Source organism: Natronorubrum texcoconense (assembly GCF_900100335.1).
Taxonomy (GTDB): Archaea; Halobacteriota; Halobacteria; order Halobacteriales; family Natrialbaceae; genus Natronorubrum; species Natronorubrum texcoconense.
The window spans coordinates 268359-293096 of record NZ_FNFE01000006.1 but is presented as its reverse complement, the minus strand read 5'-3'; the positions used below and the strand labels follow the sequence as shown (position 1 = coordinate 293096).

At 65.3% G+C, this 24738-nt stretch carries 30 protein-coding genes; 11 read left to right on the top strand and 19 right to left on the bottom strand.

Annotation, left to right across the window (positions count from 1 at the left end; all coding sequences use genetic code 11):
• Positions 1 to 170 precede the first annotated feature (170 nt).
• Entirely contained in the window at positions 171 to 1142 is a 972-nt protein-coding gene (locus tag BLT08_RS18060) for a D-2-hydroxyacid dehydrogenase (protein ID WP_175529374.1), read from the top strand.
• Positions 1143 to 1280: 138 nt separating this feature from the next.
• The gene (locus tag BLT08_RS18055) at positions 1281 to 1712 is read left to right on the top strand and encodes a universal stress protein (RefSeq protein ID WP_090310743.1); all 432 of its coding nucleotides are present in this window, start codon (positions 1281 to 1283) and stop codon (positions 1710 to 1712) included.
• Positions 1713 to 1749: 37 nt separating this feature from the next.
• Here the strand turns inward: BLT08_RS18055 and BLT08_RS18050 are convergent, their stop codons facing one another.
• The 13 genes from BLT08_RS18050 to cofD form a co-directional block, all read right to left on the bottom strand.
• Positions 1750 to 2547, bottom strand: coding sequence for a TrmB family transcriptional regulator (locus BLT08_RS18050; RefSeq protein WP_090310742.1), 798 nt, complete (start codon positions 2545 to 2547; stop codon positions 1750 to 1752).
• A 53-nt stretch (positions 2548 to 2600) separates the two neighbouring features.
• Positions 2601 to 2999: a DUF7344 domain-containing protein gene (locus tag BLT08_RS18045; protein ID WP_090310740.1), complete on the bottom strand. Its 399-nt coding sequence runs from the start codon at positions 2997 to 2999 to the stop codon at positions 2601 to 2603.
• Positions 3000 to 3090: 91 nt separating this feature from the next.
• The gene (asd, locus tag BLT08_RS18040) at positions 3091 to 4125 is read right to left on the bottom strand and encodes an aspartate-semialdehyde dehydrogenase (protein ID WP_090310737.1); all 1035 of its coding nucleotides are present in this window, start codon (positions 4123 to 4125) and stop codon (positions 3091 to 3093) included.
• Between the two features lie 262 nt (positions 4126 to 4387).
• The gene (locus BLT08_RS18035) at positions 4388 to 4582 is read right to left on the bottom strand and encodes a 30S ribosomal protein S17e (RefSeq protein ID WP_090310733.1); all 195 of its coding nucleotides are present in this window, start codon (positions 4580 to 4582) and stop codon (positions 4388 to 4390) included.
• A 166-nt stretch (positions 4583 to 4748) separates the two neighbouring features.
• Positions 4749 to 5732, bottom strand: a complete 984-nt coding sequence (locus BLT08_RS18030) for a hypothetical protein (protein WP_090310731.1) — start codon at positions 5730 to 5732, stop codon at positions 4749 to 4751.
• Between the two features lie 77 nt (positions 5733 to 5809).
• Positions 5810 to 6433 (bottom strand): DUF447 domain-containing protein, encoded by a 624-nt coding sequence (locus BLT08_RS18025; protein ID WP_090310729.1) that lies wholly within the window; start codon positions 6431 to 6433, stop codon positions 5810 to 5812.
• Complete coding sequence (locus BLT08_RS18020) at positions 6430 to 7281, bottom strand: triphosphoribosyl-dephospho-CoA synthase (RefSeq protein ID WP_090310727.1); 852 nt, start codon at positions 7279 to 7281, stop codon at positions 6430 to 6432. The genes BLT08_RS18025 and BLT08_RS18020 overlap by 4 nt, the downstream gene beginning before the upstream one ends.
• A gap of 88 nt (positions 7282 to 7369) precedes the next feature.
• The gene (locus BLT08_RS18015) at positions 7370 to 7591 is read right to left on the bottom strand and encodes a hypothetical protein (RefSeq protein WP_090310726.1); all 222 of its coding nucleotides are present in this window, start codon (positions 7589 to 7591) and stop codon (positions 7370 to 7372) included.
• 179 nt (positions 7592 to 7770) lie between these two features.
• Positions 7771 to 8196: a nitrile hydratase accessory protein gene (locus BLT08_RS18010; RefSeq protein WP_090310724.1), complete on the bottom strand. Its 426-nt coding sequence runs from the start codon at positions 8194 to 8196 to the stop codon at positions 7771 to 7773.
• Positions 8189 to 8848 carry a nitrile hydratase subunit alpha gene (gene nthA / locus BLT08_RS18005; RefSeq protein ID WP_090310722.1) on the bottom strand — a complete coding sequence of 220 codons (660 nt, stop codon included), beginning with the start codon at positions 8846 to 8848 and terminating at the stop codon, positions 8189 to 8191. The genes BLT08_RS18010 and nthA overlap by 8 nt, the downstream gene beginning before the upstream one ends.
• A complete protein-coding gene (gene nthB / locus BLT08_RS18000; RefSeq protein ID WP_090310720.1) occupies positions 8841 to 9527 on the bottom strand; it encodes a nitrile hydratase subunit beta in 687 nt (228 codons plus the stop codon). Before nthB ends, nthA begins: the two co-directional genes overlap by 8 nt.
• Positions 9528 to 9632: 105 nt before the next feature.
• A complete protein-coding gene (locus tag BLT08_RS17995; protein WP_090310718.1) occupies positions 9633 to 10394 on the bottom strand; it encodes a beta/alpha barrel domain-containing protein in 762 nt (253 codons plus the stop codon).
• Positions 10395 to 10396: 2 nt separating this feature from the next.
• Entirely contained in the window at positions 10397 to 11389 is a 993-nt protein-coding gene (cofD, locus tag BLT08_RS17990; RefSeq protein WP_090310716.1) for a 2-phospho-L-lactate transferase, read from the bottom strand.
• A 313-nt stretch (positions 11390 to 11702) separates the two neighbouring features.
• Here cofD and BLT08_RS17985 point away from each other — a divergent pair, with 313 nt between their 5' ends.
• Both BLT08_RS17985 and BLT08_RS17980 read left to right on the top strand, forming a co-directional pair.
• Positions 11703 to 12470, top strand: a complete 768-nt coding sequence (locus BLT08_RS17985) for a methyltransferase domain-containing protein (RefSeq protein WP_090310714.1) — start codon at positions 11703 to 11705, stop codon at positions 12468 to 12470.
• A 14-nt stretch (positions 12471 to 12484) separates the two neighbouring features.
• Positions 12485 to 13159, top strand: a complete 675-nt coding sequence (locus BLT08_RS17980) for a cupin domain-containing protein (RefSeq protein ID WP_090310712.1) — start codon at positions 12485 to 12487, stop codon at positions 13157 to 13159.
• Positions 13160 to 13315: 156 nt separating this feature from the next.
• Here the strand turns inward: BLT08_RS17980 and BLT08_RS17975 are convergent, their stop codons facing one another.
• The gene (locus tag BLT08_RS17975) at positions 13316 to 14869 is read right to left on the bottom strand and encodes a glutamate-cysteine ligase family protein (RefSeq protein WP_090310710.1); all 1554 of its coding nucleotides are present in this window, start codon (positions 14867 to 14869) and stop codon (positions 13316 to 13318) included.
• A 147-nt stretch (positions 14870 to 15016) separates the two neighbouring features.
• Between BLT08_RS17975 and ligA the strand changes: the two genes are divergently transcribed.
• From ligA to BLT08_RS17955, 4 genes are all read left to right on the top strand, one after another.
• Positions 15017 to 16792, top strand: coding sequence for an ATP-dependent DNA ligase LigA (ligA, locus tag BLT08_RS17970; RefSeq protein ID WP_090310708.1), 1776 nt, complete (start codon positions 15017 to 15019; stop codon positions 16790 to 16792).
• 50 nt (positions 16793 to 16842) lie between these two features.
• Positions 16843 to 17073: a hypothetical protein gene (locus BLT08_RS17965; protein ID WP_090310706.1), complete on the top strand. Its 231-nt coding sequence runs from the start codon at positions 16843 to 16845 to the stop codon at positions 17071 to 17073.
• 543 nt (positions 17074 to 17616) lie between these two features.
• Entirely contained in the window at positions 17617 to 18789 is a 1173-nt protein-coding gene (locus tag BLT08_RS17960) for a hypothetical protein (protein WP_090310704.1), read from the top strand.
• Between the two features lie 70 nt (positions 18790 to 18859).
• Positions 18860 to 19606 (top strand): competence/damage-inducible protein A, encoded by a 747-nt coding sequence (locus BLT08_RS17955; RefSeq protein ID WP_090310702.1) that lies wholly within the window; start codon positions 18860 to 18862, stop codon positions 19604 to 19606.
• Positions 19607 to 19624: 18 nt separating this feature from the next.
• On the opposite strand, the gene BLT08_RS17950 is transcribed toward BLT08_RS17955, so the two are convergent.
• Together BLT08_RS17950 and BLT08_RS17945 are read right to left on the bottom strand one after the other, a co-directional pair.
• Complete coding sequence (locus tag BLT08_RS17950) at positions 19625 to 19897, bottom strand: DUF7521 family protein (protein ID WP_090310700.1); 273 nt, start codon at positions 19895 to 19897, stop codon at positions 19625 to 19627.
• 73 nt (positions 19898 to 19970) lie between these two features.
• Positions 19971 to 20321 (bottom strand): ArsR/SmtB family transcription factor, encoded by a 351-nt coding sequence (locus tag BLT08_RS17945; protein WP_090310698.1) that lies wholly within the window; start codon positions 20319 to 20321, stop codon positions 19971 to 19973.
• Positions 20322 to 20615: 294 nt separating this feature from the next.
• Here BLT08_RS17945 and BLT08_RS17940 point away from each other — a divergent pair, with 294 nt between their 5' ends.
• The 3 genes from BLT08_RS17940 (at position 20616) to BLT08_RS17930 (ending at position 21945) form a co-directional block, all read left to right on the top strand.
• Positions 20616 to 20816 (top strand): DUF7835 family putative zinc beta-ribbon protein, encoded by a 201-nt coding sequence (locus BLT08_RS17940; RefSeq protein ID WP_090310696.1) that lies wholly within the window; start codon positions 20616 to 20618, stop codon positions 20814 to 20816.
• Between the two features lie 215 nt (positions 20817 to 21031).
• Positions 21032 to 21742: a helix-turn-helix domain-containing protein gene (locus BLT08_RS17935; RefSeq protein ID WP_090310694.1), complete on the top strand. Its 711-nt coding sequence runs from the start codon at positions 21032 to 21034 to the stop codon at positions 21740 to 21742.
• Between the two features lie 5 nt (positions 21743 to 21747).
• A complete protein-coding gene (locus tag BLT08_RS17930) occupies positions 21748 to 21945 on the top strand; it encodes a hypothetical protein (RefSeq protein WP_245724269.1) in 198 nt (65 codons plus the stop codon).
• A 9-nt stretch (positions 21946 to 21954) separates the two neighbouring features.
• Here BLT08_RS17930 and BLT08_RS17925 read toward each other — a convergent pair whose 3' ends face one another.
• From BLT08_RS17925 to gcvT, 3 genes are all read right to left on the bottom strand, one after another.
• Complete coding sequence (locus BLT08_RS17925; RefSeq protein WP_090310690.1) at positions 21955 to 23103, bottom strand: GIDE domain-containing protein; 1149 nt, start codon at positions 23101 to 23103, stop codon at positions 21955 to 21957.
• Between the two features lie 90 nt (positions 23104 to 23193).
• A complete protein-coding gene (gene gcvH / locus BLT08_RS17920; protein ID WP_090310687.1) occupies positions 23194 to 23577 on the bottom strand; it encodes a glycine cleavage system protein GcvH in 384 nt (127 codons plus the stop codon).
• A 2-nt stretch (positions 23578 to 23579) separates the two neighbouring features.
• Complete coding sequence (gene gcvT, locus BLT08_RS17915; RefSeq protein WP_090310685.1) at positions 23580 to 24686, bottom strand: glycine cleavage system aminomethyltransferase GcvT; 1107 nt, start codon at positions 24684 to 24686, stop codon at positions 23580 to 23582.
• Positions 24687 to 24738 lie beyond the last annotated feature (52 nt).

The following is a 24738-nucleotide window of genomic DNA, read 5'->3' as shown; positions in this document are numbered from 1 at the left end:
TATTAAATTGCCTGAACGTCTCGGTGAGGGGAACCGATCTCGAGGGGCGACGATCGACTGTTCGGCGCGGGTCGGCGAACCGTGTGTACGGCCAGCGTCACTCGCGGTGGTCCCTCGAAACCCGTTCCGGGAGACGAACGCTTTTGCTCGCACCGGCCGACGCCACGGACATGAGCAACACCGACGAACCGGACGTCCTCGTCCTTCGGACCGGAACCCACGGTATGCCGGTCGAACAGTACGTCGCCGCGATCCGTGAGCGACTCCCGGAACAAACGGTCGAACTCGCGCGGACGCCCACCGAGGAGCGCGAGGCGATCGAAAATGCCCGGTTCGTCACCGGGATGACCCTCGACGAGGAGCTCCTCGAGGCCGCCGAGAACCTCGAGGTCTTCGCCTGTGCCTACGCGGGGACGGGCCACCTCCCGCTCGAGCAACTCGAAGAGCGCAACGTCGCGGTCACGAACGCCTCGGGCGTCCACGGTCCTAACATTGGCGAACACGTCCTCGGCGCGATCCTCCGATACACGCGCCGGTTCCACGTCGGCGCGCGCCGACAGGAGCGCCGGGAGTGGCGTCACTATCAGGCCTACGAGTTACGCGGATCGACGGTAACGATCGTGGGACTCGGCGCGATCGGGGAGGCCGTCGCGGAACGACTCGAGCCGTTCGGCGTCGAGACGATCGGCGTTCGCTACTCCCCCGAGAAGGGCGGGCCGACGGACGAAGTGATCGGCTTCGAGGACGACGGATTCGACGACGCGCTCGCGCGGACGGACTACCTCGTGCTCGCGTGTCCGCTCACCGATACCACTCGCGGGCTGATCGGCCGCGACGAGTTCGTGACGATGGACCCCGACGCGGTGCTCGTCAACGTCGCTCGCGGGCCGGTCGTCGACACCGACGCGCTCGTGGCGGCGCTGCGCTCGAGTTGGATCCGCGGCGCGTCGCTCGACGTCACTGACCCCGAACCGCTCCCCGAGGAACATCCGCTGTGGACGCTCGAGAACGTCCAGATCACGCCGCACAACGCGGGCCACACTCCCGAGTACTACGAGCGACTCGCCGATATCGTCGCGGAAAACGTCCGGAGATTCGGCGAGGATTCGGCAGCAGCGCTTCGGAATCAGGTGCGTCCCTGAGGCGGTTCCCGATCCGTTCCGCCGACTGCAGTTTTTTCAGTGGCCGGCCCGAATCTCGGGTATGGCGCTGTCACCGACTCCGACTGTCGATTCGACGATCGTTCGTAATCGAGCGACCCAAAGCGCGGAGGCGTCCCGATGACGCTCACCTTCGACGGCACGGTCGTCGTCCCGGCGGCGGATCCGGACGACGGCGAGCGGACGGCTGCGGCGCTCGCTCCGCATCTGACTCCGACCAGCACGGTCATCGCGGTCAACGTGATCGAAAAGTCGGGCGGCGGGATCGACAAGGCTCCCATGGAACAGCGAGAGGAGTACGCCGACGAAATCTTCGAGCGAATCCGACGGACGCTCGAGACGACCGATGCGACGGTCGAGACGGACGTGCTCTACGGGACCGATATCGTCGAACGGATCTTCGACGAAGCCCGGGACCGAGACGCCGACGCCGTCGTCTTCACGGCTCGAGAGGGGAACCGACTGGCGGAACTCCTTACCGGGGACGTTGCACGGCGGATGGTCAAGGAAGCGTCCGTCCCGGTCGTCGCGCTGCCACAGACGGACGCCTGAGTCCGCGGTGAGTGCTGTATCGGACCGAAAGATAGCTTCAGACGAAGACGTTCTGTGAGTCGATCCGCGCTCCGAGAACGTGTCGGAGACCCACGACCAGCCCGTGATCCGGTCCGCTGGCCCAGATCGCCGTCTCTTCGATCTGTCCCGGACGGGTTCGGTCTGCGACCGCAGCGAGCAGCACGGATCGACGATCGACCATGACGATCCGGCCGAGGCGCTTGACGTTCAGCGAGGCGGGGTCGTCCGCGAGATCCGTGACAACGACGGTAGTCTCCGGTGTCACATCCAGTACTCGTGCTTCGATCTCCTCGGAAGAGACTTCGACCCGCGTATCGACGCCGCGCTCGCTCGCCGCGGCGAGCTGCTCGAGAAACTGTCGATCGAGCGCGCTCTCGTCGGCGAGAAGCGCGTACACCTCCTCAGTCGCTTCCTCGAGAAAGCGCCCGACCCGATTGGTGACGTGGTCGTGGTCGGCTATCGCCCACGCTCCGCTCTCCTCCAAGTCGTCTCCACCCTTCGAACAACGGAGTTCCGAGAGGGCGTCGTCGGTCGCCTCGAGCGTCGTATCGTACCGTTCTTTCAGCGACTCGAGCGCGGCCGCCTTCGAAATCGCCCGGTACTCGCGCGGCTCGGACTGCTGGATGTCGACCAGTCCTCGCCGGTGAAGCCGGTCGACTGCGTCGTACACCCGCGAGCGCGGCACGTCCGAGAGGGTGGCGATCTCCGACGCCGTCGCCGTCGAGACGCGCGAAAGCGCGACGAAACAGCGAGCCTCGTATTCCGTGAGCCCCAGTTCGACTAGGAGCTGTACCGCCTGCTCCTCAGTAGGCATCGTTTCATGCATTTTTCGGCTGACTACTGGACGTGGTGCTTGCAGCCGCCACGCTACTCGGTAGCTGTCTCCAGTCGAGCGAGTAGATCGGTGCCCGTCTCCCGAACGGAGACGGTGTTCGCTTCGGGATCGAACTCGACGGCGTCGGCCGCCGCGAGCTTCGGCACGTGGTGGTGGCGAAGCGAGATCCGAACGCGTCGTCGCGTCCCGAGCAACGCGTCGCCACAGCCCGCGATCGTACCGCGGGTCTGACCCTGCTCCGCGAGGGTAACGTGGTCCGCCAGATCGCCCAGCGAGACCGGCTCGTCGCGGTCGGCGAGATACTCGAGGACGGCTCGGCGGCGCCGATCGGCGAGCAGGTCGAACGCTCGGCCCGTCTCGTCGGTGGATCCCGTCGACGCGTTCGCGGAAACCGGTGTCAGGGATTCTGGATCGGAGATCACGGGAAGCATACGCTCCGTTGGGTCCATCCCTACTTGTGGGCCCTGCCAAACCACGCAGGGTCTGTCGCGAAGAAATTACTAAAATCCGAGTGAAAACGACTTAGAGATAGCCGTTCTCGAGCAACAGTTCGCCGTTCAGTACGCTCGCCCCCGCCGCACCGCGGATGGTGTTGTGTGCGAGACAGTTGTACTGGAGTCCGAAGGCGGACTCGCGGAGCCCGCCCGCGGCGATGGCCATACCGTCGCCGAGCGTGCGGTCCATCCGTGGCTGTGGACGGTCGGGCTCCTCGAAGACGTGAATGAGCGGGTCGGGGGAGGAGCGAAGGTCGATCGACGGGTACTCCCGCATGGCCTCGGCGGCCGCGTCGGGGGTCAGCTCGTCTTCGGTCTCGACCCAGACGTTCTCGAGGTGGCCGTCGATCGTCGGGATGCGGTTACACGAGGCCGCGACTTCCACCTCGTTGTGGCTCAGCTCGGCGCCGTCGAAGCTGCCGAGGAGCTTTCGGGACTCGGTTTCGAGTTTGTCCTCCTCGCTGCCGATGTAGGGGATGGCGTTGTCGATGATCTCCATCGAGCTGACGCCGTCGTAGCCCGCGCCGGAGACGGCCTGGAGGGTCGCGACGTGGACCTTCTCGAGACCGAACTCGGCCAGCGCGGCGAGGGTGGGGACGAAGGTGATCGTCGAGCAGTTCGGGTTCTTGACCATCGCGCCGTCCCAGCCGCGGTCGTCGCGCTGGACCTCGAGTAGGTCGAGGTGGTCGGCGTTGACTTCGGGGATGACCAGCGGGATGTCGTCGTCCATCCGGCCGTTCGAGGAGTTCGACGAGACGACGTAGCCGGCCTCACAGAAGCCGGGCTCGACCTCCGCCCCGATGCTCGAGGGGAGCGACGAGAAGATGAGGTCGACGTCGTCCGGCACCTCGTTGGGGTCGGTTTCGACGACGGTCATCTCCGCGACGTCCGCTGGAATGGGGCTATCGACGCGCCACTTTGCGGCCTGCCGGTAGCTCTTTCCGGCGCTGGATTCGCTCGCGGTCAATGCGGCGATCTCGAACTCCGGGTGGGGGTCGAGAAGCTGAATCAGACGCTGTCCGACGGCACCGGTCGCACCGAGGAGGCCAACTCGTACTGCCATTTTCCCGGACTCGGAGTTGTGTGCGCAAAACCGTTTGGGTTTCCGTCGCACAGAGACCTGTCAGCGAACGACTAGTACTGTTCATCGAAGCAGTTTCAGTACCGACTGTATCGCGCTGAGAGCAATGTCAGACGGCCCGTGAGACTGGAGCTGCGAACCGCTACGGAAGTCGGCTACCAGGATTCGACGCTGCGGACAATCTCCCGGAACGGTGGCGAGTGCCGTCGCTCACGACGGTCGGAACTCGAGGACAAAAGCGGGCTTATGCGGTGGCTGTCTGGGCGCTTTTCTTGTGGGTAACGTAGCCGGCGATGCGGTTACGGACGCCCTTGGACTCGACGTTGGTGAGCTTCGTGACGCTGTCTTTGTTCTGTTCGAAGTCGGTCGTGAACGCCTCCGGATACCGCTCCAGGAGGAGGTTCCCGGTCTTCTTGACATAGGCCGGTTTGATTGCCATGGAGGAAGGTTCCGTCCAGAGGCTCTTAATCCCTTTCTCTTTGGCGCTACGGAAACCCCCACCCCCGTCGCCACTGACGAGCGGCGACGCGTCCGCTCGAGACCGTTCGAGTCGCGATCGATTACGAGACGAAGATTCGACGATGCGAAGGCAGATCGACCGAGCGTTAGGCCCCGCTGCCCGCGACGGGCCGCTCTTCGGACTGTGGCGGCCGTTCGGCCGGCGCGTCGTCGTCGGCCTTGCTCACGAGTTCCTGGAACCGGTCGGATCGTGCGGCGATCCGGTCCATCGTCTCGCTGTCCGGCGTCTCGTCTCGAGACTCGACGAGGAACGTGGTGATCACGACGGTCTTCACCCACGGTTTGAGGAAGCCGGTGTAGAGGGTCAGAAAGAGCCCACCGACGACGATCCAGCCGGCGACTTCGACCGTTGCCGAGAGCCCGCTCAGGACGCTCGCGATCGGCGTCAGGGCGAGCAAGAGCGCGAACGCGGCGGCGTACAGTCCGAGCACGATAAGCATGGTCGAGCCGAGCACCGGCTTCCAATTTTTCCCGTAGAGGACGACGCCGTCGCGGGCGGATCGCCACGGGTTCTCCTCGTCGCTGACGAACATGTGGGCGATGATCGCTTCGTCGATGTAGGAGGCCGCGATCGCGATCGCTTTGCCGACGAGTCGGATCAGTTTCTTCAGCGCCGGAACGAAACTGAACAGCTTCGAGAAGGAGACCACGCCGCTGTTGAACTGCTTGACGACGGCTTTGATCACCTGATCGACGGCGAACAGCGCGCTCGCTTCGGTGAACCGTTCGGTCACCTGTCCCTTGCCGTACTGGATCTGGTTGTCGGGCACCTCGCCGGTCTCGACGATGTGGGCGATGACGGCGATGTGGCCCGCTTTGATTAGGTAGAGCACGTACCTGCTGAACAGTCGCCAGAGCCAGGCGAACAACCCGATCGCTACGAGGAGGCCGGCTATCGCGATCCAGCCGGAGATCGTTCCCGCCCCGAGCAGCCTGTAGCCGACGTAAAGAATCACGCCGAAGTAGAGGATGCTGAGCACACCGAGTAACACGCCGATCCCCAGTCTGAGCAGCACGAACGGCATGGTTTTCGCGAAGATACTCGTCGCCTGTCTGAAGTGGAGCACCATGTGGCCGCGCTTGGCCTCGGCTTCCTATTTAAATTTAGCTTCGGTAATAGCGAATACACGGCCGCGATCGTCCCGATTCACCACGCGGAGTGCTCGCGCACGCGCTCGAGCGCCTCGCGCTCGCGCAAGCTCCCGGCGCGGTCGACGACGGTGGCAAAGTACGCGAGTCGCTGGCGCAGTTCGTCCTCGTCGTAGCCCGCGACGTCGAGGCGGGAGGCGGCGACGGTTGCCTCGACGACGGCCGCGAAGCCGCGGTCGATCGTCGGCACCGTCTCGGTCTCGACGGCGGATTCGGCGGGCCGAAGCGCCCACTCCTCCCAGTCGGTCCCGTCGTCAGTTCCCGAATCGATTCGCTCGACTGAGACGCGGGCCCACGCGTGCGCGGACTCGAGTACGGGCTCCTCGCGCTCGACGATCGAGAGCGCGGCGTCGGCGAAGACGACGGGGTCGTCGACGAACAGGACGTAGCCCTCGCCCTGACGGTGGAAGTTGCGCCGGGTCCGGGTGTTTCCCCACGTTCGCGCGGTAATCGAATCGTCTCCGGAATCCGCGGCGAAGAGACCGAGCGCGGCCAGGTTCCACAGGCCGTTCGGACCGAGCGTCGCGACGACGGATTCGGTGACGCCCGACAGGGAGACGGGCCACTCGGCGATCGGCTCGGCATCGAAATCATCGTTCCCCGACAACCCGTCGCCAGTCATACGGTGATCGCCCCGCGCTCGAGCGCGATGAACAACCCCGCCGCCGTGATATCAGCCGTCGTTCCCGGGTTGACGCCGCGCTCGACGAGTTCGTCGGCGAATCGCTCGACGATCTTCCGGTCGGTCTCGAGGGCGTTTCGTTCGACCAGTTCGGCCGCACGTTCGGTCACCTCCTGCGCGACGGCCTCACCGCTGCGGGTCGCGACGAGCGTGTCGGGGCGCTCGGCGAGCAAGGAGAGGAAGACGGCTGCGGCGCGCTCCGTCAGCGGGCCGTCGGCCTCGGCGAGCCGTTCGGCGGCGACAAAGGAGCGCTCGAAGCCCCGAACCCACTCGCGGGCGACGTCGTCCCCGGGAACGCTCTGCTCCATTATATCGAGCAGCGTCAGTCCGCGCTCCTCGAGGGCGGGCACCGCGTCGCTCCCCCGGCGGACGTCGAGCGGTTCCATCTCCGCGGGCGGCTCGCCGACGAAGACGTCGACGTGGTCGAACGCGCGGTAGAAGCCGGCGGCGTCCGCGACGGTGGTATCCTCACAAATCGCCTCGACGACGGGCTGGGAGAGGTCGTCGGCAGCGGCTCGAACGAGCGGAACGAGCAACAGGAGCGCCCCGAACTGGGTGTTGCCGCCGCCCTGTGCGGCCATCCCTTCGACGCTGCGCTCGAACGCGGGACCGACCGCGCCGCCGTTGGCCGCCTGCTCGAGTCCCCGCTGAGCCCCCACCGCGCCCGCGAGGAAGTGTTCGAACCGCAGGTCCTCGAGGTCGCGATGTCGGTCGACGTTGCCCGGTTTGGGCGTCCCCGCAACCTCGAGGAGGAGTGCCAGATGTGCGTTCTGCGCCGGCGTTCGCATGCCGATAGCTACGATTCGGGCGGGTTAATGACTGTGGATCCGAGTGTCCGTTCGGCGTGTGGTGCTCGAGGCGATCCGCCGAACGAGATCAGCGGTAGATGTTCCGATACGCCTCGCGGTACTCCCGGAGTGCGATCCGGGCCCGGCGCCGCGATTTGAACCCGAACCCGACCGACGGACAGTCGTCGGTCGGACACGCCCAGAGAAACGTCTCCGAACCGCCGTCTCTGTGTACTGGGACGTCCGCGTTACAGCGAGGACAGGTCCAGCCCCAGCGCATATCGCCTGCGTGTTCGTCCGAACTCGTCATACTTTACGTTCGGATTGTCCACACCACTGAAAGCCCTCCGCACACACATAGCGACGCTTTAGGATCGCTGGCAACGAGGGGCGTCACGACGTCGCCCTCGTTCACCGTTGGCTCCTGTGACAGCCCCTCCGACTCGGCGAGTACTCGATCGCCGAGCGCGCGCTCGATACTGGCGATCGTTACCGAGAGTGGTCGTGACCGTGGTCGTGCGCATCGGAACCCGCAGCACCGTGATCGTGGTCGTGTTCGCCCTCGACCCACTCGGACGCGTCTCGATCACCGACGGCGAACTCCCGCGTCCGTTCGGTTAGCGTTCCCGACTCGAGAACCCCGTCGGAAACGAGCAGTCGCTCGAGGGCGGCGAGCCACCGACGGTAGTAGTCCGCCTCGGAGGCCGTTCGGTCGGCCGGAACTGCAGAGTCGTCGGCCTGCTCGATCTCGGCGGCCAGTCGATCCTGAAACGCGTCCCACTCGTAGGCACCGTCGGCAGAGAGCGCGACCGCGATGGCGAACGCGCGGGCTTGCCACGGCGCGTCGAACGTGGGGGTCTCCTCGCCCTCGAGTGCCGCGAGTCCGGGGCTCGGGCGTTCGTCGCGGTCAGCCATTCTGTCCCCCGGCGAGTCGATCGATGCCGATCATGGCGTCTCTGGTCACGTGGTCGACCAGTTCGTCTTCGGTCATTCCTTCGGTTTCGGGTGGCTGTTGCGGGAGCACCATGTATCGGAGTTCGGACGTGCTGTCGTGGACGCGGATCTCGAGGTCGTCGGACAAGTCGGTCCCGAACTCCTCGCGGAGCAGCCCTCGCGGATCTTTCACGGCTCGGGAGCGGTACTCGGGGGTCTTGTACCACGTCGGCGGCAGCCCGAGCAGCGCCCACGGGTAACAGGAACAGAGGGTACAGACGACGAGGTGGTGCTCGTCAGGCGCGTTCGCGACGACTTCGATATCGACGACGTCCTCGTCGACGTCCGCGACCTCGGCTGCGGCCGACATCCCCTCCGCGAGCAATCGATCCCGGTAGTCGGGGTCGGTCCACGCGCGAGCGACGACTCGAGCCCCGTTCTTCGGGCCGATCTCGTGTTCGTAGGTCGCGATGATGTCGTCGACGGCGTCGCTCGAGAGCAGTTCCTGTTCGATCAACAACGACTGGAGCGCGCGAACCCGCGCTTCGGGGTCGTGTTCGCGGGCGTGTTCGTCGACGTCGAACTCGTCCGGCTCGGATTCCGTATCGGTCGTGGCCGGTGAGTCGTCAGTCATCGGTGGCCTCCTCGGCTGGATCGAGATACGATTCCCAGAGGTCGATCGTCACCTCGAGGTCGCCGTCGGCGTCCGAACCCCACAGCTCTCGGCCGTCGAACGCAACCTGGTAGAGCGGTTCGGCCGCGGACTCGCCGTGGGCGCGGGCGTCAGGAAGGACGTGCGCGCCGCGATCGGCGACGATTTCTCCCCGGGCGCGGCGAGCGTATCGCGGACAGCGGGTGTGGCCGTCGGGATGGTCGTTGCGGACGACGACGGCGTCGCCGACTGCGAACGTCGACGACTCGGCGGGCGCGTCGGATTCGTACGATGCTGCGACTCCCGCTGCGAGTTCCGAAAGCAAACCGGGAACCTCGCGCTCCGGCACGGTCGCCTCGCCGGCCTCGAGTGCCGCCGTCCGTTCGACGAACGTCTCGGGATCGATCACGTCGTTCTCGAGCAGGAGTCGCGTGATCGCCGTCGTCCAGCGATCGTAGTACGACGAGTCGAGGTACTGCGCCGGCGGCATGCGTTCGATACTGTGACGAAACTCGTCGATCGAGGCGATTTCGTTGCCGAGCGTCGCGACGAACGCGGCGTACGCCTCACCCTCCCACCGGTGATCGAAGGTGTCGGGGGTATCGGGGTAGGCCACCGAGCCGAACCCGTCCATCCCGCCGAGGTCGTGGATTCCGTTCATGGACGTGTTCTCCACGGGAACCCGAATAAGCGCTAGGGCCGCCAAAACCTGTTAGAACGCCGAGTATACGGCGATCGTGAACGGACCACCACGTGGGCAGCCCGCTCACTGTGACGATGCGCTAACCTCGCTCTCGACGCCGAGGTGTCTGTCGACGGCGCCACGCACTCGCTCGAGGACGACCGGGTTGTCGCTGGATCGCCCGACGCTGACCGCGTCGGCGCCGTAGTCGGCGTACTCGCGGACGGTCGCCTCGTCTCGGACGCCGTTGTTAGCGATCACGAACAGGTCGGTCGCCTCGACGACCTCGCGGACGACCGACTCGGTGTCCATCGCGTCGACGTGGACGAACGACGCGCCAGCGGTCTCGAGGACCCGCGAGAGCGCCGGCAGGTCGACGCCGGGAACCTCCGCCCGGACCTTTGCGCCGACGATTGCCCCGGTCTCGGCTGCTCGCTCGACGTACGTGCGGAGCCGTTCGCGATCCCGAAGGAGCGTCTCGCCGCAGCCGACCGCACACAGTTCGTCCTGCCGGCAGTGGGCGTTGATCTCGAGGAAGGCGTCGTGTCTCCGGCAGATCCGCGCCGCGTCCGGGATCGGACCCGGAGTCGCGCTCCGGACGTTGAACGCGGGCTGGATCGGGACGTCCTCGAGCGCGGCGAGTTGCTCGTCGACGAACGCGAGGGGGTCCTCCGGCAGGAACTCGTTGCGGTCCCGGGCGACGAGGTCGCGGGCCGCGGCTCTCGAGTCGTCGTCGAGGGCGATGCCGCCGAGAAACGCCGCGCCCGCGTAGTCGGCACCCGCACGGGCCCACTGGGCGTCCGCTTCACCGCTGAGACTCGCGAGTGCGAGCGGTGGGGCGAACATGATCAGTCGACGATATCGATCGCGCTCTCGACTGCGCGGGTGACCCGTGCGGCGTCCTCGGGCGAGTCGATTCGGATGTCGGTCTGGATCGTCGGCCGGTCGAACTCCGCGTCGTCGCTGTCGTCGACGACGAAGGCGTCGGCGAAGGGGTAGGCCGTCGCCAGCCCTTCGGTGTTGGGATCGGCGTTGACCGCCGCCATGAGATCACCCGCCGGCCCCGAGAACGCGTCGTCGCCGAGAAACGGCGAGACCGCGACGACCGTCGACTGAGCGAGGGTGTCGGCCACGCCCGGCAGCGTCAGCATCGGGCCGATGCTCGTGACGGGGTTCGAGGGGCCGATCACGACGGTATCCTCGAGGGCGTCGATGACGCCCGGCGCGGGATCGGCGTTCGAGGACCCACGAAACTCGACGGTTTCGACGGTCGGCTCGCCGCGATGGGCGACCCAGTACTCCTGGAAGTGCATCAGCCCCTCGTCGGTGTGGATGAGACTCGCGATAGGGTCGTCGCTCATCGGCAACAGATCGATCGTCAGGCCGAAGGCGCCGGCCAGCCGCTGGGTCGCCTCGCTCAGCGTCAGCCCCTCGTCCAGCAGACTCGTTCGCGTGATGTGGACGGCCCGATCGCGGTCGCCGATCGTCATGAACTCGCCGGTCCCCGAAAACCGGCGCCAGTTGGCGATCTCGCGTCCCGCGGTCTGTTTCTCGTCGGGCAGATACTGCGGGCCGTCGGGCAGCCCCGCGGCCGAGGCGATGTCCGACAGCGCCGCGTTGGTTCGATGCGTGTCGCCGTCGATTCCCCACCACGTCTCGCGGTCGAGCACCCCACCACCCTGAAACAACAGCGTATCGACGTCCGGCGAGACGAACAGTCCGCCGAGTTCGACGTCGTCGCCCGTGTTCGCGACGACGGTGGTTTCCTCCGGCGAGAACGCGGCGGCAGCACCGTCCAACAGCTTCGGCGTCCCGGTGCCCCCGGAGAGGAAGGTTACCATAGTCGACACTCTCGAGCGTGGGTACTTAATCACTTGCGGCCGCCTCTGCGGGATCGACGGCGCTCCTCGTCGCCCGACGGGATCGGCCGTTCCACCGGCTGCGCTTCGGTCACCGGCTGCCCGAACGCCAGCAGTTGCCTACAAATCCCGCTGTCTCGTCGGCCTCTAGTGGGATCTCAGGCCACGCCCGTAGCGCGGTATTCGCACGGAGAGTGACGCATATCGAAGCCGAACTCCGATTCGGACGGACCATCGACACGATCGCGAGCGCCTCCGGGACCGGCTCGGTCGAGAGATCCGGAGGGACGAACCCATGTCACAATCACTCGACGTCGACAAACTCGAGCAGGAGGTAAAAGCGGTCTATCGAAACGTCGCGACGGAACCGGACGGCGAGTTCCACTTCGAGATGGGACGTCCGCTGGCGGCGCGACTCGGCTACCCGCCGGCGGATCTCGACCGGATTCCGGACGAGGCCCTCGAGTCCTTCGCGGGCGTCGGCTACCACTTCGATCTCGCCGATCTACAACCGGGCGAACGCGTGCTCGACCTCGGCAGCGGCTCCGGAACGGACGTCTTCGTCGCGGCGCTGCACGTCGGCGAGGCGGGGAGCGTTACGGGACTGGATATGACGGACGAACAACTGGCAAAAGCGCGCGAGCTACGAGATGCGGCGGGGATGGAACGGGTGTCCTTCGAGAAGGGCTACATCGAGAACCTCCCGTTCGAGGACGAGTCGTTCGACGTCGTGATCTCCAACGGCGTCATCAACCTCTCCGCCGAAAAGGACCGGGTCTTCGAGGAGGTGCGCCGCGTGCTCGAACCCGACGGTCGGCTGGCGATCTCGGACATCATCAGCGAGCAGCGATTGGCCGAGAGCATCAAGACTGACGCGGATCTCTGGGCGGCGTGTATCGGCGGCGCCGAGCAGGTCGACGACTACACGTCGCTGATCGAGATGCCGGGATTCGACGTGACCGAGGTTCGCGAAAACACGCAGTACGAGTTTACCTCGGAGCAGGCCCAGGGGGCGTGCCAGAAGTACGGCGTGAAGAGCGTCTCGCTGACCGCACACAAATAGGATCACGAGAAAACATGACTAGCGACACGGAACGGATCGACGGCCTCCTGCGTCGAACGGTACTGAAAGCGAGCGCGGTCGCGGCGACTACGCTCGGCTTGAGCGCGTCCGCAACTGCCGATGAACACGAACCCGACGCACACGACGACGAACACGAGGACGACGAACACGAGACCGATGCCGACGGTGCCGCCGACGAGGAACCCGCGGTCGACGAACCCGACGGCTTCGAAGTCGACGTGATCGCAGAACACGCGCCGTTCCCCGACGAACTGGCGGCCACGTTCGAACTGACGTTCGCCGGCGACGACGCCGATGCCGAAACCGCCGACGCGACCGACGATCCTGTAGCGGATGGCGACACCGATGGCGCCGTGGACGACGCCGTCGTCGTCGACCTGGAGGACGCATCGACGGTCATCGTCGCCGAAGTGACCTGGACGGAAGGCGGGACGTCCGGCTGGCACCGACACCCGGGCGTCTCCATCGTCAACATGGTCGAAGGCGAGGTCGAGGTCACGTGGGAGCACGACTGCATCCCCCGCACGTACGCGGCGGGCGAATCGTTCTTCGACCCCGGCGAGGTCCACACCGCGGACAGCGACGGTGGTGCGGCCGCCTACGTGACGTTCCTGGGCATTCCGGACGGGGAACCCGCGACGGAGTGGGTCGAACCGGTCGAGTGCTGACACCCTCGCGGGCCGGGTGTACCCGCAGGACCGGTGGCACCAGCGGAGCCACGACATCGGATTCGGCCGAACGACACGATTCCGACGGCGCCGCGATCCGACGGCGGCCCGAGCCTCACCGATGCGCGGCGGCGTCGACGAGCGAATACGAACCGGTCAATCACCGATCCAGTCCGCAAAACTCCCCTCGAGCAGCGTCTCCTCCTGTCGGCGCACGTAGCCGCGTTGCATCGTCGCGATCGCCTCCTCGAGCGACGCGCCGTCCTCGAGCGCGTCGCTCACTTGCTCGTGTTTCCAGCGGGCGGGCGTCACCCGCTGGCGGACGCGCCGCCGGAGCGGATAGAGGTACTTCGCGGCCTGTTCTTCGGTCAGTCCGCGATTCGTGAGGCCGTCCTCGGCGTGGGCGAGCAGATCCTCGTAGAGTTCGAGGCTGTCGGTCGTCTCCTTCCCGTCGTTGGTGATCCACGTCAGGTCGGCGCCGAGCCCGTCGCGCATCGCGCCGTAGAAGTTCTCGCGGGCGATCTGCCAGTCGAGTTCGACGACGGGGTGCTCGAGCCGGGTCAGGCTCTCGAGGACGCCGGCGAAGGCGGCCAGGAACGCGACCGAGTCGCGAACGGTCGGCTGGGACGGAATAGGGCGGAACTCGATGCGAGCGTTGGCGGCCGAACGGGTCGGCCCGCCGAAGACCGGGCGGACCCACCGCCAGTAGGTGCCGTGTTTGCGACGAAAGTGGGGGAACTGGTCGTCGAACCGCTCGCCCGGTTCGACGGGCATCGGAACGATGGTGTCGTCGTCGACGATCCGGTCGACGGCCTCGTCGACGCTTCCCAGGTCGCGCGGGAATCGAACTTTCCCCTCGGCCGCGGCGGGGTCGTTGAGCGAGGTTTCGAAGACGCTGATCCGGTGTTCCATCCAAGCGTCCGCGAGGATCTCCTCGGGAGTCGCGTCGTCGTCGTACAGATCGGCGGGAAAGAACGGGGAGTTGACGCCGAGGGCGAGGAGGGGGCCCGCAGCGCGCAGCGCGTAGTTGAAGTACAGCGGGAGATCGGGAGCGTGGGCCACCTGGTAGTGGGGCTGGATCGAGGTGATGAGGCTCTCGGGCATGACCGTGTCGGCCTGCAGCGAGACGTTCGGGGCCTCGATGCGCATGCCGGCAGATTCTGCCTGATCGGTGTTCGCCATCGCGTGATAGCGCGCCGAGTCGCTCATGTTGGTCGCGACGCGGATCGATCGCTCGTCGCCGTTCGCGTCGGTCATCGTCCGTTCGACGCTGTCTGTGAGGTAGGTCGCGGCGTCCTCGCCTTCCGGGGGAATCGTCCAGAGCGCGTCGCTGACCAGACGCATGCGTTCGGACTGCGTGACGTCGAGTGCGGTCTGCAGACGGGCTTTGATCTCCGACTCCTGGGCGAGGAGTCCGTGGCCGTTCAGCGGCTGTGGACTGGTCGTCATCTCCGCGTTGTGGAGCCCGAGTTCCTTCTCGAAGCCGATGAGTTCGAGGAGGCGACGCGGCACCCGCCGCAGCGCACAGTCGTCGTTCTTGATCGCGTAGAACTCGTACTCGAAGCCGATGATCGCCTGTGGGTTGTCGAAGACGCCGTCGTGGATGGCGTCCGTGATCACCTCGGCATCGGCCTCGGCCCGAGCGCGAAACTCCTCGGCGTCGACCGCCAACACGTCCGCGACCCGCGCGGCGAGTTCCTCCTCTGGCATACCTCCGAGTGCGGCCCGGCTGTTTTTAAAGTCTGCCCCTCGAGACGACGTCGTCGTGGGGACACACGGTTCGTTGTCACAGACCCTCGACACGACGCTTCGTCGATCTCAGAACCGTTTTACTCTCGCCGCCGATACACACCGCCGATGGAGTTCGCCACGTTCGCCGACCGCGCCGCCGCGATCGAAGCCGAGCCCGCAGATCTCGAGATCGTCGACCTCGTTAGAGCGGTGCTCGAGGACGCGGACGCTGATCTCGAGATCGTCGCCCGGTTCGTCCAGGGGCGTGTCTTCCCAGCCTGGCGGTCGCGAACGCTCGATATCGGTCCGAACAGCTGTTACGAGGCGATCGCCCGCGCGGCCGGGACGAACGTGGGGAGCGACGACGTCGAGGACCGACTCGCCGAGGTGGGCGAGATCGGCGAGGTGGCCGCGAGCTACGAGTTCGGCGGGCAACAGGGGTTGGGTGCGTTTACGGCCGGAAACGACGACTCGGGAAGTGCCGGCGGAGCCGGCGACGAGTTGACCGTTCGCGAGGTGTTCGAGACGCTTTCGGAGCTGGCCGCCGCCGAGGGCTCGGGCAGCCAGGATCGCAAGACCGACCTCCTCTTCGGACTGTTCAATCGCTGCTCGAGCGAGGAAGCCCGATATCTCGCTCGGCTCGTCCTCTCGGAGATGCGCATCGGCGTCGGCGAGGGGGCGGTCCGGGACGCCATCAGCGAGGCGTTCGACGTGCCCGTCGAGGGCGTCGAGCGCGCGCTACAGGTATCGAACGACTACGGCGAGGTCGCTCGGGTCGCCCGCGACGAAGGTCTCGATGGACTCGACGCGATGGAACTCGAGGTCGGTCGCCCCGTCCAGGCGATGCTCGCCCAGGCCGGGACGGTGACGGACGCGCTCGAGGAGTGGGAGGAGGCGGCCGTGGAGTGGAAGTACGACGGGGCTCGGATCCAACTGCACCATCGCCCTGCGGAGTCCGACGAGACGGCCCCGGAAACCGGCGTCTTCTCGCGCAACATGGAGGACGTCACCGACGCCCTCCCGGAGGTCGTCGAGTACGCCGACGAAACGCTCGAGGAGCCGGTTATTCTCGACGGCGAGGTCGTGGCGATCGACGACGACGGCGCGCCGCTGCCGTTCCAGGAGGTCCTCAAACGATTCCGGCGGAAACACGACGTCGAGAAAGTCCGCGAGGACGTGACCGTCCGGCCGGTCTTCTTCGACTGCCTGCACGCTGGGGGCGACGACCTGCTCGAAGAGCCGTTGACGACCCGGCACGACCGACTGCGAGCGGTGCTTTCCGATTCGGACGGCCCCGAAGTGAACGCGGCGAATATCGAGGGCCTTTCGCTGCTGTGGCGCACCGACGACCCCGAGGAGATCGAGTCGATCGACGCCGAGGCCCTCGAGGGCGGCCACGAGGGGATCATGCTCAAGAACCCCGAGTCGACGTACTCGCCGGGTCGGCGCGGGAAACACTGGCGAAAACGCAAGCCGGACGTCGAGACGCTCGATTGCGTCGTCACGGGCGCGGAGTGGGGCGAGGGCCGTCGAGCGACGTTCCTGGGGACGTTCGAGCTCTCCGTGCGCGCTGGTGACGACAGCGAGGAACGACGTTCCTCGGGCTCTGCGGTGAACTCGCAGACCCTCGAGACCGTCGGGAAGGTCGCGACCGGGATCACCGACGAGAAACTCGAGGAGCTGACCGAGTTACTCGAACCGTACATCGCGAGCGAGGACGGACAGGAGGTCGACCTCGAGCCCGAAGTCGTCTTCGAGGTCGGCTACGAGGAGATTCAGACCTCGCCGACGTACTCTTCAGGCTACGCGCTGCGCTTTCCCCGGTTCCAGGCCGTACGTCACGACAAGGATCCGGAGGGTGCCGACTCGCTCGAGCGACTCGAGCGACTCCGAGAGGCCTGACCGACTACAACCACGAAGAACTATGAGGGCGGCTTTCCCGTCTACTACCGATGAATCTCGGACGACTTCTGGAGCTCGTCGTCGCGATGGTTGCAGTCGCGATTGCGGTTTCGGTCGTGACCGCCGACCTGCTGGCGGCCGCCTGTCTCCTGCAGTTCGCGATGCTGATCGTCTTGGAGCACGATTCGGAGACGTTCCGCACCCTGATCGACGGCTACGAGCGTGAGCTGACGTTCCTCAAGTGGGCGCTGTTGCTCGTCGCGTTCGTGAGCCTCTGGTGATCACAGTTTTCGGGTGAATCGGCCGTGACCTCGGAGACGAAGGCATAGTAGCAGGGATCGAAGACGTGTTCTTCGAACTGAGTTTGCAGTTCGAAGAGCTTCAGCGCAATCTTTCGATGGTCACTATGTCTCTTGGCCGACGAGAAAGGCCGTTACGGGTGCGGCCGAAGCCTCGAGATGTGACTCCTCGCCGCCAACGGTTGTAGACGGAGCGTACCTCGTGAGTAGCGGTTCTTGAACGACAGCTACCGGACGTTTCGGTGGGAGTTCGGTGCCAGTGCGGATCGATCGACCGCTCGAACACACATGAACGGAAACCGACAACCGATCACGGGGACCGGCGTCACACCCGATGAGTGAACCCCCGTAGAAGCGATCAGAGCGCCCTGGATATATTTGTGGGAGTTGATGTATTCTGTGTGCGTGAATGTTGAATAACCGCGTTATACGCCGCTGTAGATAGGTCAAATAGGAGTTGATGAAAATAACCAGATGTGACAAATTAGACATGGTTTGATGTGTGGTGACCACGATACGTCGGCTATGGAACGGCGCACGTTTATCGCGACCACGGGAACCGGGATCGGAATCGGGGTCGCTGGCTGTCTGGACGCCGGGGGTACCGCGGACGAAGGGGACGAGACGACGGCGATCAACGACGGCGAAGAGCCCCGGGGATCGACGGTCCCTGCGACGTTCGAAGTGGCGTCGATGGCCACGAACTCCCCCGTCGGGGGCGGGGAGGTACTCGTCGTGAACGCGACGATCGAGAACGTTGGCGACGAGGAGGGAACGACCGACGTCGATCTCGTCGTCGGTCACGATCCGACCGTCGAGGATAGCGAGATGCTGACGCTCGGAGCTGGCGAGACCGCCGACCTCACGCTCGAGTTCCAGGCCGGCCACCCGGCGGGCGACACGGAGGAGTTCCCCGTCTGTGTCGACACGGGCGCCCACGAGGCCTGTGAGACGGTCGTCGTCGGGGAGGCGGAGAACGGGAACGGCGAACCGGACCCTGGACGGGACGTCACGTTCGAATCCTGCGGGCGAGCGACCGTGAGTGGGTCGTTCGAGGAGGGCGATATCGCCTATGCGAGTACGGGGTTCTACACGGAGGCGGGCTTCGGTAACACGATCATCGAGGACGGGGTCACGATCGGCGAGGACGTCGCGCCGTTTACCGGAACGATCACCTTCGAAATTTCGGACGGCGGGGCCGTCTCCGAGGGCGTCGACGGGGTTACGGTCACCGTCCCCGACTATGGGGAGTACGGCACGGCAATCACCGGGCTGACGACCGATCCGGACGACTACGCCGTGGCCGGCATCACCCACTCGAACCCGCGCGCGGCGGACTGCCTCGCGGAGTTCGAATCCGAGTGGGAGGACGAGACCGGCCAAAACGGGGAGCCGACGCCCGCGACGTTCGAGGTGGCGTCGATGGCCACGAACTCTCCCGTCGGAGGCGGGGGGTTGCTCACGGTGAACGCGACGATCGAGAACGTCGGGGACGAGGAGGGAACGACCGACGTCGATCTCGTGGTCGGCCACGATCCCACCATCGAGGACAGCGAGATGCTGACGCTCGAGGCCGGCGAGACGGCCGACCTCACGCTCGAGTTCCAGGCCGGCCAGCCGTCGGGCGACAGCGAGTCGTTCCCGGTTTGCGTCGATACTGGGGCCCACGAGAGCTGCCGGACGGTGACGGTCGAGTGATCCGGCCGCAGAGACGATTCGAAGGAGGGGCTAGCGCAGGCGCTAACTGTCGTGGCGCCGAACGGCCCGTATGAACGTCGCGATCGTCACCGTCGGCGACGAGTTGCTCGCCGGGACGACGACGAACACGAACGCCGCCTGGCTGGCGACCCAGATCACCGAGCGCGGGAGCACCGTCGAACGGATCCTGACGATTCCCGACGACCGAGCGCTCATCGCCGACTACGTCGCTCGCTGGGCCGACGCGTTCGACGCGGTCATCGTCACCGGCGGGATCGGCGGCACGCCCGACGACGTCACCGTCGAAGCCGTCGCGGACGGACTGGGACGCGACCTCGTCGTTCACGAACGAATCAGGGATCGACTGCTCGAGAAGGCGGCCGCGTTTCGCGACGAGAACCCGGATCTGGTCGACGAGTACGATCTGAACCTCGATCTGGATGCCGCAGCGTCGATCCCCGAAGGTGCGACGCCGCTCGTCACCGACGCGGGGTGGGCCCCGGGCTGTGTCGTCGAGAACGTCTACGTCCTCGCGGGCATCCCCGACGAGATGAAGGCCACGTTCGCCGACGTCGCCGACGAGTTTCAGGGCGACGCCGTTGCCCGGACGATCTACACGCCCGCACCCGAAGGATCGCTGCACGACGCGCTCGAGGGCGTGACCGACGAGTTCGACGTCACCGTCGGCAGCTATCCCCGCGGCGAGGATCGACCCGGCCGACTGCGCGTGCGGGGGACTGACGAGCGCGCGGTCGAGGCGGCGATAGCGTGGCTCCGAGAGCGCGTCGAAACGATGGAATCGCCCGCGTCCGAGTGACGGAAAACTGAGTCGGGATCAGCGATAGAGCGAGAGGTAGAGCATGCCGAACCCGACGATAAAGGGGACCGTTTCGGCGATGTAAAACAGCGTCGGGGCCGACGAGAGTTGCGAGTTGATCGTCGTGAGCCCGACGCCCATACTGAGGAAGGCAAAGCCGATGAACGCCGATTCCAGCCGCTTCGATTTGGTTTGCGTGTACGACTGAAAGCTGATGAGCGTCAGTCCGAGCGAGAGGGCGAAGACGGCCATCTGCATCAGCATGAGTACCGCGTCGACGATTTCGTTCATTCGTACTCACCGATCCGCGACTGGTGCGTGTGTCCGCGACGGGCGTGAACTGTACCGTGCATCTGTACGGGCGTTATTTCACACCGAGTTCGTCCCAGAGCTTCGTGAACCGGTCCGGCAGGTTCTCCTCCCGGAAGATTCGGACGTCGTACTCGTCGTCTTCCAGTGAGATCACGGTGCTGTTGAAGTTGCACGTGTACTCCTTGTAGTGGTTCCCGTCGTCAGCGACGAGGGTTCGATCCTCGATCAGTTCGTTCTCTTCGAGAAGTTCGAGGCGTCGGTAGATCGTCGGCTGAGAGAGTTCGAGGCGCTCGGCGAGTTCTTTCGCAGAGCCGGGTTCGCGGCTGATCGAGGCGAGGACGGTTCGAGCGTGCTCGTCCCCGATCGTATTCAGAATTTCCTCGATGGAGGACTCTTCATCCATATGCTATTGCGTTGGGGGACTCATAGCAAAAGGTTTTCCGAGTGCGGAGGACCTTCACTGTCGCCAACACTTTCGGATGGAGGATTGGCGATATCGACAGTCGGAGAGCGCCTTCCACGAGCAACCGGAGGGTCGAATTCGGTACCCGAACTCGCTGCAACTCGAGTAACTAATTCTTGATATGTACTCGATCAGAAAGGGCGTTTTCAGATCGCGAGAACACCTATTTATACCCCTTCTCTCGCTCCGAAGTCAGTGTCGGTGATATATCGTGGACGGCTCTAATGGACAGGTATGGCAACGACAGGTGGCGTATCAAACGGGATGACCGAACCGTGTGACGTCTGTGAAACCAGCACCCTGCACGAAGTCAGCATCCAGCTCGTGACAGAAAGCACGAACGAAGACAACGCGCAGTACTCTCGGGAACCCTACCGGGTCCGAGAGTGTACACGGTGTGGCAACCGCGACAGTCAGCGAATGAATAACGCGTAACCCAGTTCGTATTCCCTACTACTGGTTTTTCTCGGCGTTTCGCGTCGTCTCGAGGAGACGGAACGCGACCGACACATAACTATCGTAGCCACTGAAAGTCAATGCACACCCCGTTCGCAGGACGGCGTTGCGATCGGGTGTGCATCGTTTCAGTTGGTACTATAGCGGCGACTCGTCTTCAGTAGGTACTTGAGTCGACCGTCCGACCCTCGCATATGAGCGGCCGTGGGCCAAAACGAGAACTCGCGGAGAAGATAGCCGGCGAGATCACGCTGAGCGACGACCCCGGCGCCACCCTGCGCAAGTGGCGGACCGACTTCGATATCTCCCAGACCGATCTGGCGTCGGAGCTGGACATCTCCTCGTCGGTCATCTCCGATTACGAGAGTGGCCGGCGCGAAAGTCCCGGCATCGGCGTCGTGCGCCGACTCGTCAGGGGGCTGCTGGCGATCGACGAACGACGGGGCGGCGACCGCATTCGACAGTACGGCCGCGTCCTGTCGGCCGGCTTCGACAGCGACGTCGTCTACGACCTCCAGGAGTACGCGACCTCGATCCCGCTCGCGCGACTCCACGACGATCTCGACGCGACCGTGGTCTCCCCGGGCAACACCGACCACATCAGCGGCCACACGGTGATCGACAGCATCGAGGCGATCACCCGCCTCTCGAGCGAGGAGTTCTTCCGACTCTACGGCCAGAGCACGAACCGCGTGCTGGTGTTCACCAACGTCACGCGCGGCGAAGGCGTCGGCATCGCCCTGCGCGTGCTCAATCCGACGCCGAACGCCGTGATCCTTCACGGCCTCGAGGAGGACGAACTGTGGGACCACGCGGCGGAACTCGCCCGTATCGACGGCTATTCGCTCGCCGTGACGAACGCCGGGTTAGACGAGATGCTCGAACGACTCGCCAGCCTCGAGTGATCGACATGCTCGAACGACTCGACCGGGCCGAACGGCTGACGGTCGCGTTGACGGTTGTTTTCACCATCACCCTGATGCTGACGGTGCAAACGGAGAGCGCGATCGTCTGGGTCGTCTGGGGAACCGCGATGGTACTGCTGTCGGGAACGGCGTTGGTCTTGATGAACCGAGCCGACTCGCCGACGGACGAAGCCGCCGACTGAGCCGACCGATCAGCCGTGGCCGGCCAGGAGCCACAGGAGACTGATTCCCGTTCCAGTCAACGCGACCGCCGCGAGCGTACAACCGGCGATCGTTCGCCGAAACTGGCGGTCGACGCTGCGTTCGCACCCGCTGGCGACGACGAACTCGCCGAACGAGTCGCTGGCCGTAATCGTCGGGAGCGACGTCAGACGCGAATTGGCCTTCGACGTTGGTCCGGATTCGGCGTCCCTCTCGCTGCTGTCCCTCGACTCCCCTCGTGAGATTAGTTCCGCAGTGTCGATCGACTCGGTGGACGAGTCGGGACGAGCGACGCCAATAACCGACAGTTCGTCACCCGGTTCGATCCTCGTTTCTCGGTAGCGCTCTCGGCGCTCGGTCGCCTCGTACTCGGTCTCACGGACGAGATATCGGAGCAGCGAACCGGACGGGCGGTCACCGTTGGGGACGACCGCCGTCGTCTCGGTTTCGAGTCGGAGCGCGGCGTCCGTCGGGTCGACGGCGATCCGGCCGGTTTCGTCCTCCAGGACGAACGTCGTTCGGACGTCGTCGACGGGGATCGTTTCCCGAAACGCCGACGAGAGCAGGCCGGTCGAACCACCGGTATCGACGCCGTCGCCGTCCGACGTCGACTCGTCTTCGACGAGGTCTCGAGCGACGGTCAGGTCGTAACAGACCGCGTCGCGACCGGAGAGGGGAGCTTCGCGCGAGTCCGTCGATGTTCGAACCGTTCCCGAAACCTGGACACGCCCCGTCTCGACGGCGGCGGCGTCGACGACGGGCGTTCGTCGGACGGCGGCGTACGATCGGAGGGAGGTCACCGCGCCGCCCGCGTAGTAGAATCCAGCCCAGACCGCGGCGAAACTCCCGATCAACAGGACGATAGCGAGCCGTCGCTCACTTCGAGCGCCGCCGAGCGCGATTGGGTACGTGTCGCCGAGCGCGAACGGGAGCCAGGCGACGACCGTCGCGAGCAACGCGAGCAACGCGTACTGGCGGATACCGAGATCGATGCGTTGACTCCAGGGGAGCCCGGATCTTTCGCTGTAGGCCGCGAGGCCGACGCCGACGAGCCAGACGTGGAGAAGCAAGAGGAGTGCGAGGAGGTCCAATCCCGTGATCGACGAGTAGGCGAGGACGTCCGATGACGGGACCGGCATAGTGTGCTACTGCAAACAGTACTCGATGAGTGACAGTACATCTTTCGGATAAGGGATCGGACCTGGTTTGTCGGTCGAGCGCAGCGGCGCTCAGGCGATCTGATCTTCGTACTCCTCGGCGCTCAGCAGTGCCTCGAGTTCGTCGGTGTCGTCGGCGTCGATCTCGAGCATCCAGCCCTCGCCGAACGGATCCTCGTTGACGAGCTCGGGGGCGTCGAACAGGTCCTCGTTGACGGCCGTGACCTCGCCGCTGACCGGCGCGTAGAGGTCCGAGACGGCCTTGATGGACTCGATGACGCCGAACTCGTCTTCCTGCGTGAGGTCGTCGCCGGTCTCGGGGAGTTCGACGAAGACCACGTCGCCGAGTTCGTCCTGTGCGAAGTCGGAGATGCCGACTCGAACGGTGCCGTTTTCTTCGAGTGCCCACTCGTGCGATTCCAGATAGCGTCTGTCGTCGGGAATTTCGAAACTCATAGTTATACGGTATCGATGAAGGGTGTCGTTTCAACTCTTGCCTTTTTGGACTGGCCGCGAACGACGACCTGTAAGGTCGTTCCCGGCTCCGCGTACTCGGTCGGCACGTATCCGAGCCCGATCGCTTTCTCGAGCGACGGACTCATCGTCCCGCTCGTGACGGTGCCGACGACCCGGCCCTCGGTGTTCGTGATGTCGTAGCCGTGGCGGGGGACGCCGCGGTCGATCAGCTGGAAGCCGACGAGTCGCTCCTCGCTTCCCTCCTCGCTGACCTTTTCGAGGGCGTCCCGGCCGACGAACTCGGTGTCCAGCGCGACCGTGAAGCCGATGCCGGCTTCGTAGGGAGTTCGCGGGTTCGACTCGAGGTCGAAGTCCTGGCCGGCCAGCAGGAGTCCGGCTTCGATCCGCAGCGTGTCTCGAGCGCCGAGTCCGCAGGGCTGGCAGTCGAACAGCGACCAGGTTCGTTCGGCTTCCGACCACGGAACGATCAGTTCGAAGCCGTCCTCGCCGGTGTAGCCCGTCCGGGCGATCCAGCAGCTGACGTCGTCGATCGTCCCGTACCGGGCCTCGAAGCGGGAGAGGTCGGTGACCGACTCCTCGGTGACGTCCGCGACGAGGTCGGCCGCGTTCGGTCCCTGAACCGCGAACATGGCGTACTCGTCGGTTCGGTTGTCGACGGTCGCCTCGAGGTCCCACTCGTTGCGGTAGCTGATCCACCGTTCGTGAGTCGCCTCGTCGGTTCCGGCGTTGGGAACGAAGAGGTAGGTCGGCTCGCCGACGGCTTCGTCGTCGTCCGGCAGCCGGTAGACGACGGTGTCGTCGATGATGTGTCCCTCCTCGTCGGTGATCACGGCGTACTGGGAGTCACCGACCTCGAGTCGGCGGACGTCGTTCGAGGTGAGCCGTTGCATCAACTCGGTCGCGTCCGGTCCGGTGACGTGAATCTGGCCCATATGCGAGACGTCGAAGATGCCGACGTCCTCGCGGACGGCCTCGTGTTCCGTCCGGATCGAATCGAACTCGACCGGCATATCCCAGCCGCCAAACTCCGTGAACTTCGCGCCTCGCTCGGCGTGAACCCCACGTAACGGCGGCGTCTGAAGCGGCATATGCGGATCATCTCCCGCGGAGTAGTAATGTCTTTTCGTCGGGCGGCGGCGA

Coding starts and splice junctions, on each gene's coding strand:
- BLT08_RS18035 (WP_090310733.1), bottom strand. CDS start 4,582: ATGGCAATCAAACCGGCCTATGTCAAGAAGACCGGGAACCTCCTCCTG.
- BLT08_RS18055 (WP_090310743.1), top strand. CDS start 1,281: ATGACGCTCACCTTCGACGGCACGGTCGTCGTCCCGGCGGCGGATCCG.
- BLT08_RS17930 (WP_245724269.1), top strand. CDS start 21,748: ATGCTCGAACGACTCGACCGGGCCGAACGGCTGACGGTCGCGTTGACG.
- BLT08_RS17980 (WP_090310712.1), top strand. CDS start 12,485: ATGACTAGCGACACGGAACGGATCGACGGCCTCCTGCGTCGAACGGTA.
- BLT08_RS18030 (WP_090310731.1), bottom strand. CDS start 5,732: ATGGTGCTCCACTTCAGACAGGCGACGAGTATCTTCGCGAAAACCATG.
- cofD (WP_090310716.1), bottom strand. CDS start 11,389: ATGGTAACCTTCCTCTCCGGGGGCACCGGGACGCCGAAGCTGTTGGAC.
- BLT08_RS17985 (WP_090310714.1), top strand. CDS start 11,703: ATGTCACAATCACTCGACGTCGACAAACTCGAGCAGGAGGTAAAAGCG.
- BLT08_RS18025 (WP_090310729.1), bottom strand. CDS start 6,433: ATGACTGGCGACGGGTTGTCGGGGAACGATGATTTCGATGCCGAGCCG.
- BLT08_RS17940 (WP_090310696.1), top strand. CDS start 20,616: ATGGCAACGACAGGTGGCGTATCAAACGGGATGACCGAACCGTGTGAC.
- BLT08_RS17960 (WP_090310704.1), top strand. CDS start 17,617: ATGGAACGGCGCACGTTTATCGCGACCACGGGAACCGGGATCGGAATC.
- asd (WP_090310737.1), bottom strand. CDS start 4,125: ATGGCAGTACGAGTTGGCCTCCTCGGTGCGACCGGTGCCGTCGGACAG.
- nthA (WP_090310722.1), bottom strand. CDS start 8,848: ATGACTGACGACTCACCGGCCACGACCGATACGGAATCCGAGCCGGAC.
- BLT08_RS17945 (WP_090310698.1), bottom strand. CDS start 20,321: ATGGATGAAGAGTCCTCCATCGAGGAAATTCTGAATACGATCGGGGAC.
- BLT08_RS18050 (WP_090310742.1), bottom strand. CDS start 2,547: ATGCCTACTGAGGAGCAGGCGGTACAGCTCCTAGTCGAACTGGGGCTC.
- BLT08_RS17965 (WP_090310706.1), top strand. CDS start 16,843: ATGAATCTCGGACGACTTCTGGAGCTCGTCGTCGCGATGGTTGCAGTC.
- BLT08_RS17950 (WP_090310700.1), bottom strand. CDS start 19,897: ATGAACGAAATCGTCGACGCGGTACTCATGCTGATGCAGATGGCCGTC.
- gcvH (WP_090310687.1), bottom strand. CDS start 23,577: ATGAGTTTCGAAATTCCCGACGACAGACGCTATCTGGAATCGCACGAG.
- BLT08_RS18015 (WP_090310726.1), bottom strand. CDS start 7,591: ATGACGAGTTCGGACGAACACGCAGGCGATATGCGCTGGGGCTGGACC.
- BLT08_RS18060 (WP_175529374.1), top strand. CDS start 171: ATGAGCAACACCGACGAACCGGACGTCCTCGTCCTTCGGACCGGAACC.
- BLT08_RS17935 (WP_090310694.1), top strand. CDS start 21,032: ATGAGCGGCCGTGGGCCAAAACGAGAACTCGCGGAGAAGATAGCCGGC.
- nthB (WP_090310720.1), bottom strand. CDS start 9,527: ATGAACGGAATCCACGACCTCGGCGGGATGGACGGGTTCGGCTCGGTG.
- BLT08_RS17975 (WP_090310710.1), bottom strand. CDS start 14,869: ATGCCAGAGGAGGAACTCGCCGCGCGGGTCGCGGACGTGTTGGCGGTC.
- BLT08_RS17995 (WP_090310718.1), bottom strand. CDS start 10,394: ATGTTCGCCCCACCGCTCGCACTCGCGAGTCTCAGCGGTGAAGCGGAC.
- BLT08_RS18020 (WP_090310727.1), bottom strand. CDS start 7,281: ATGCGAACGCCGGCGCAGAACGCACATCTGGCACTCCTCCTCGAGGTT.
- ligA (WP_090310708.1), top strand. CDS start 15,017: ATGGAGTTCGCCACGTTCGCCGACCGCGCCGCCGCGATCGAAGCCGAG.
- BLT08_RS18045 (WP_090310740.1), bottom strand. CDS start 2,999: ATGCTTCCCGTGATCTCCGATCCAGAATCCCTGACACCGGTTTCCGCG.
- gcvT (WP_090310685.1), bottom strand. CDS start 24,686: ATGCCGCTTCAGACGCCGCCGTTACGTGGGGTTCACGCCGAGCGAGGC.
- BLT08_RS17955 (WP_090310702.1), top strand. CDS start 18,860: ATGAACGTCGCGATCGTCACCGTCGGCGACGAGTTGCTCGCCGGGACG.
- BLT08_RS17925 (WP_090310690.1), bottom strand. CDS start 23,103: ATGCCGGTCCCGTCATCGGACGTCCTCGCCTACTCGTCGATCACGGGA.
- BLT08_RS18010 (WP_090310724.1), bottom strand. CDS start 8,196: ATGGCTGACCGCGACGAACGCCCGAGCCCCGGACTCGCGGCACTCGAG.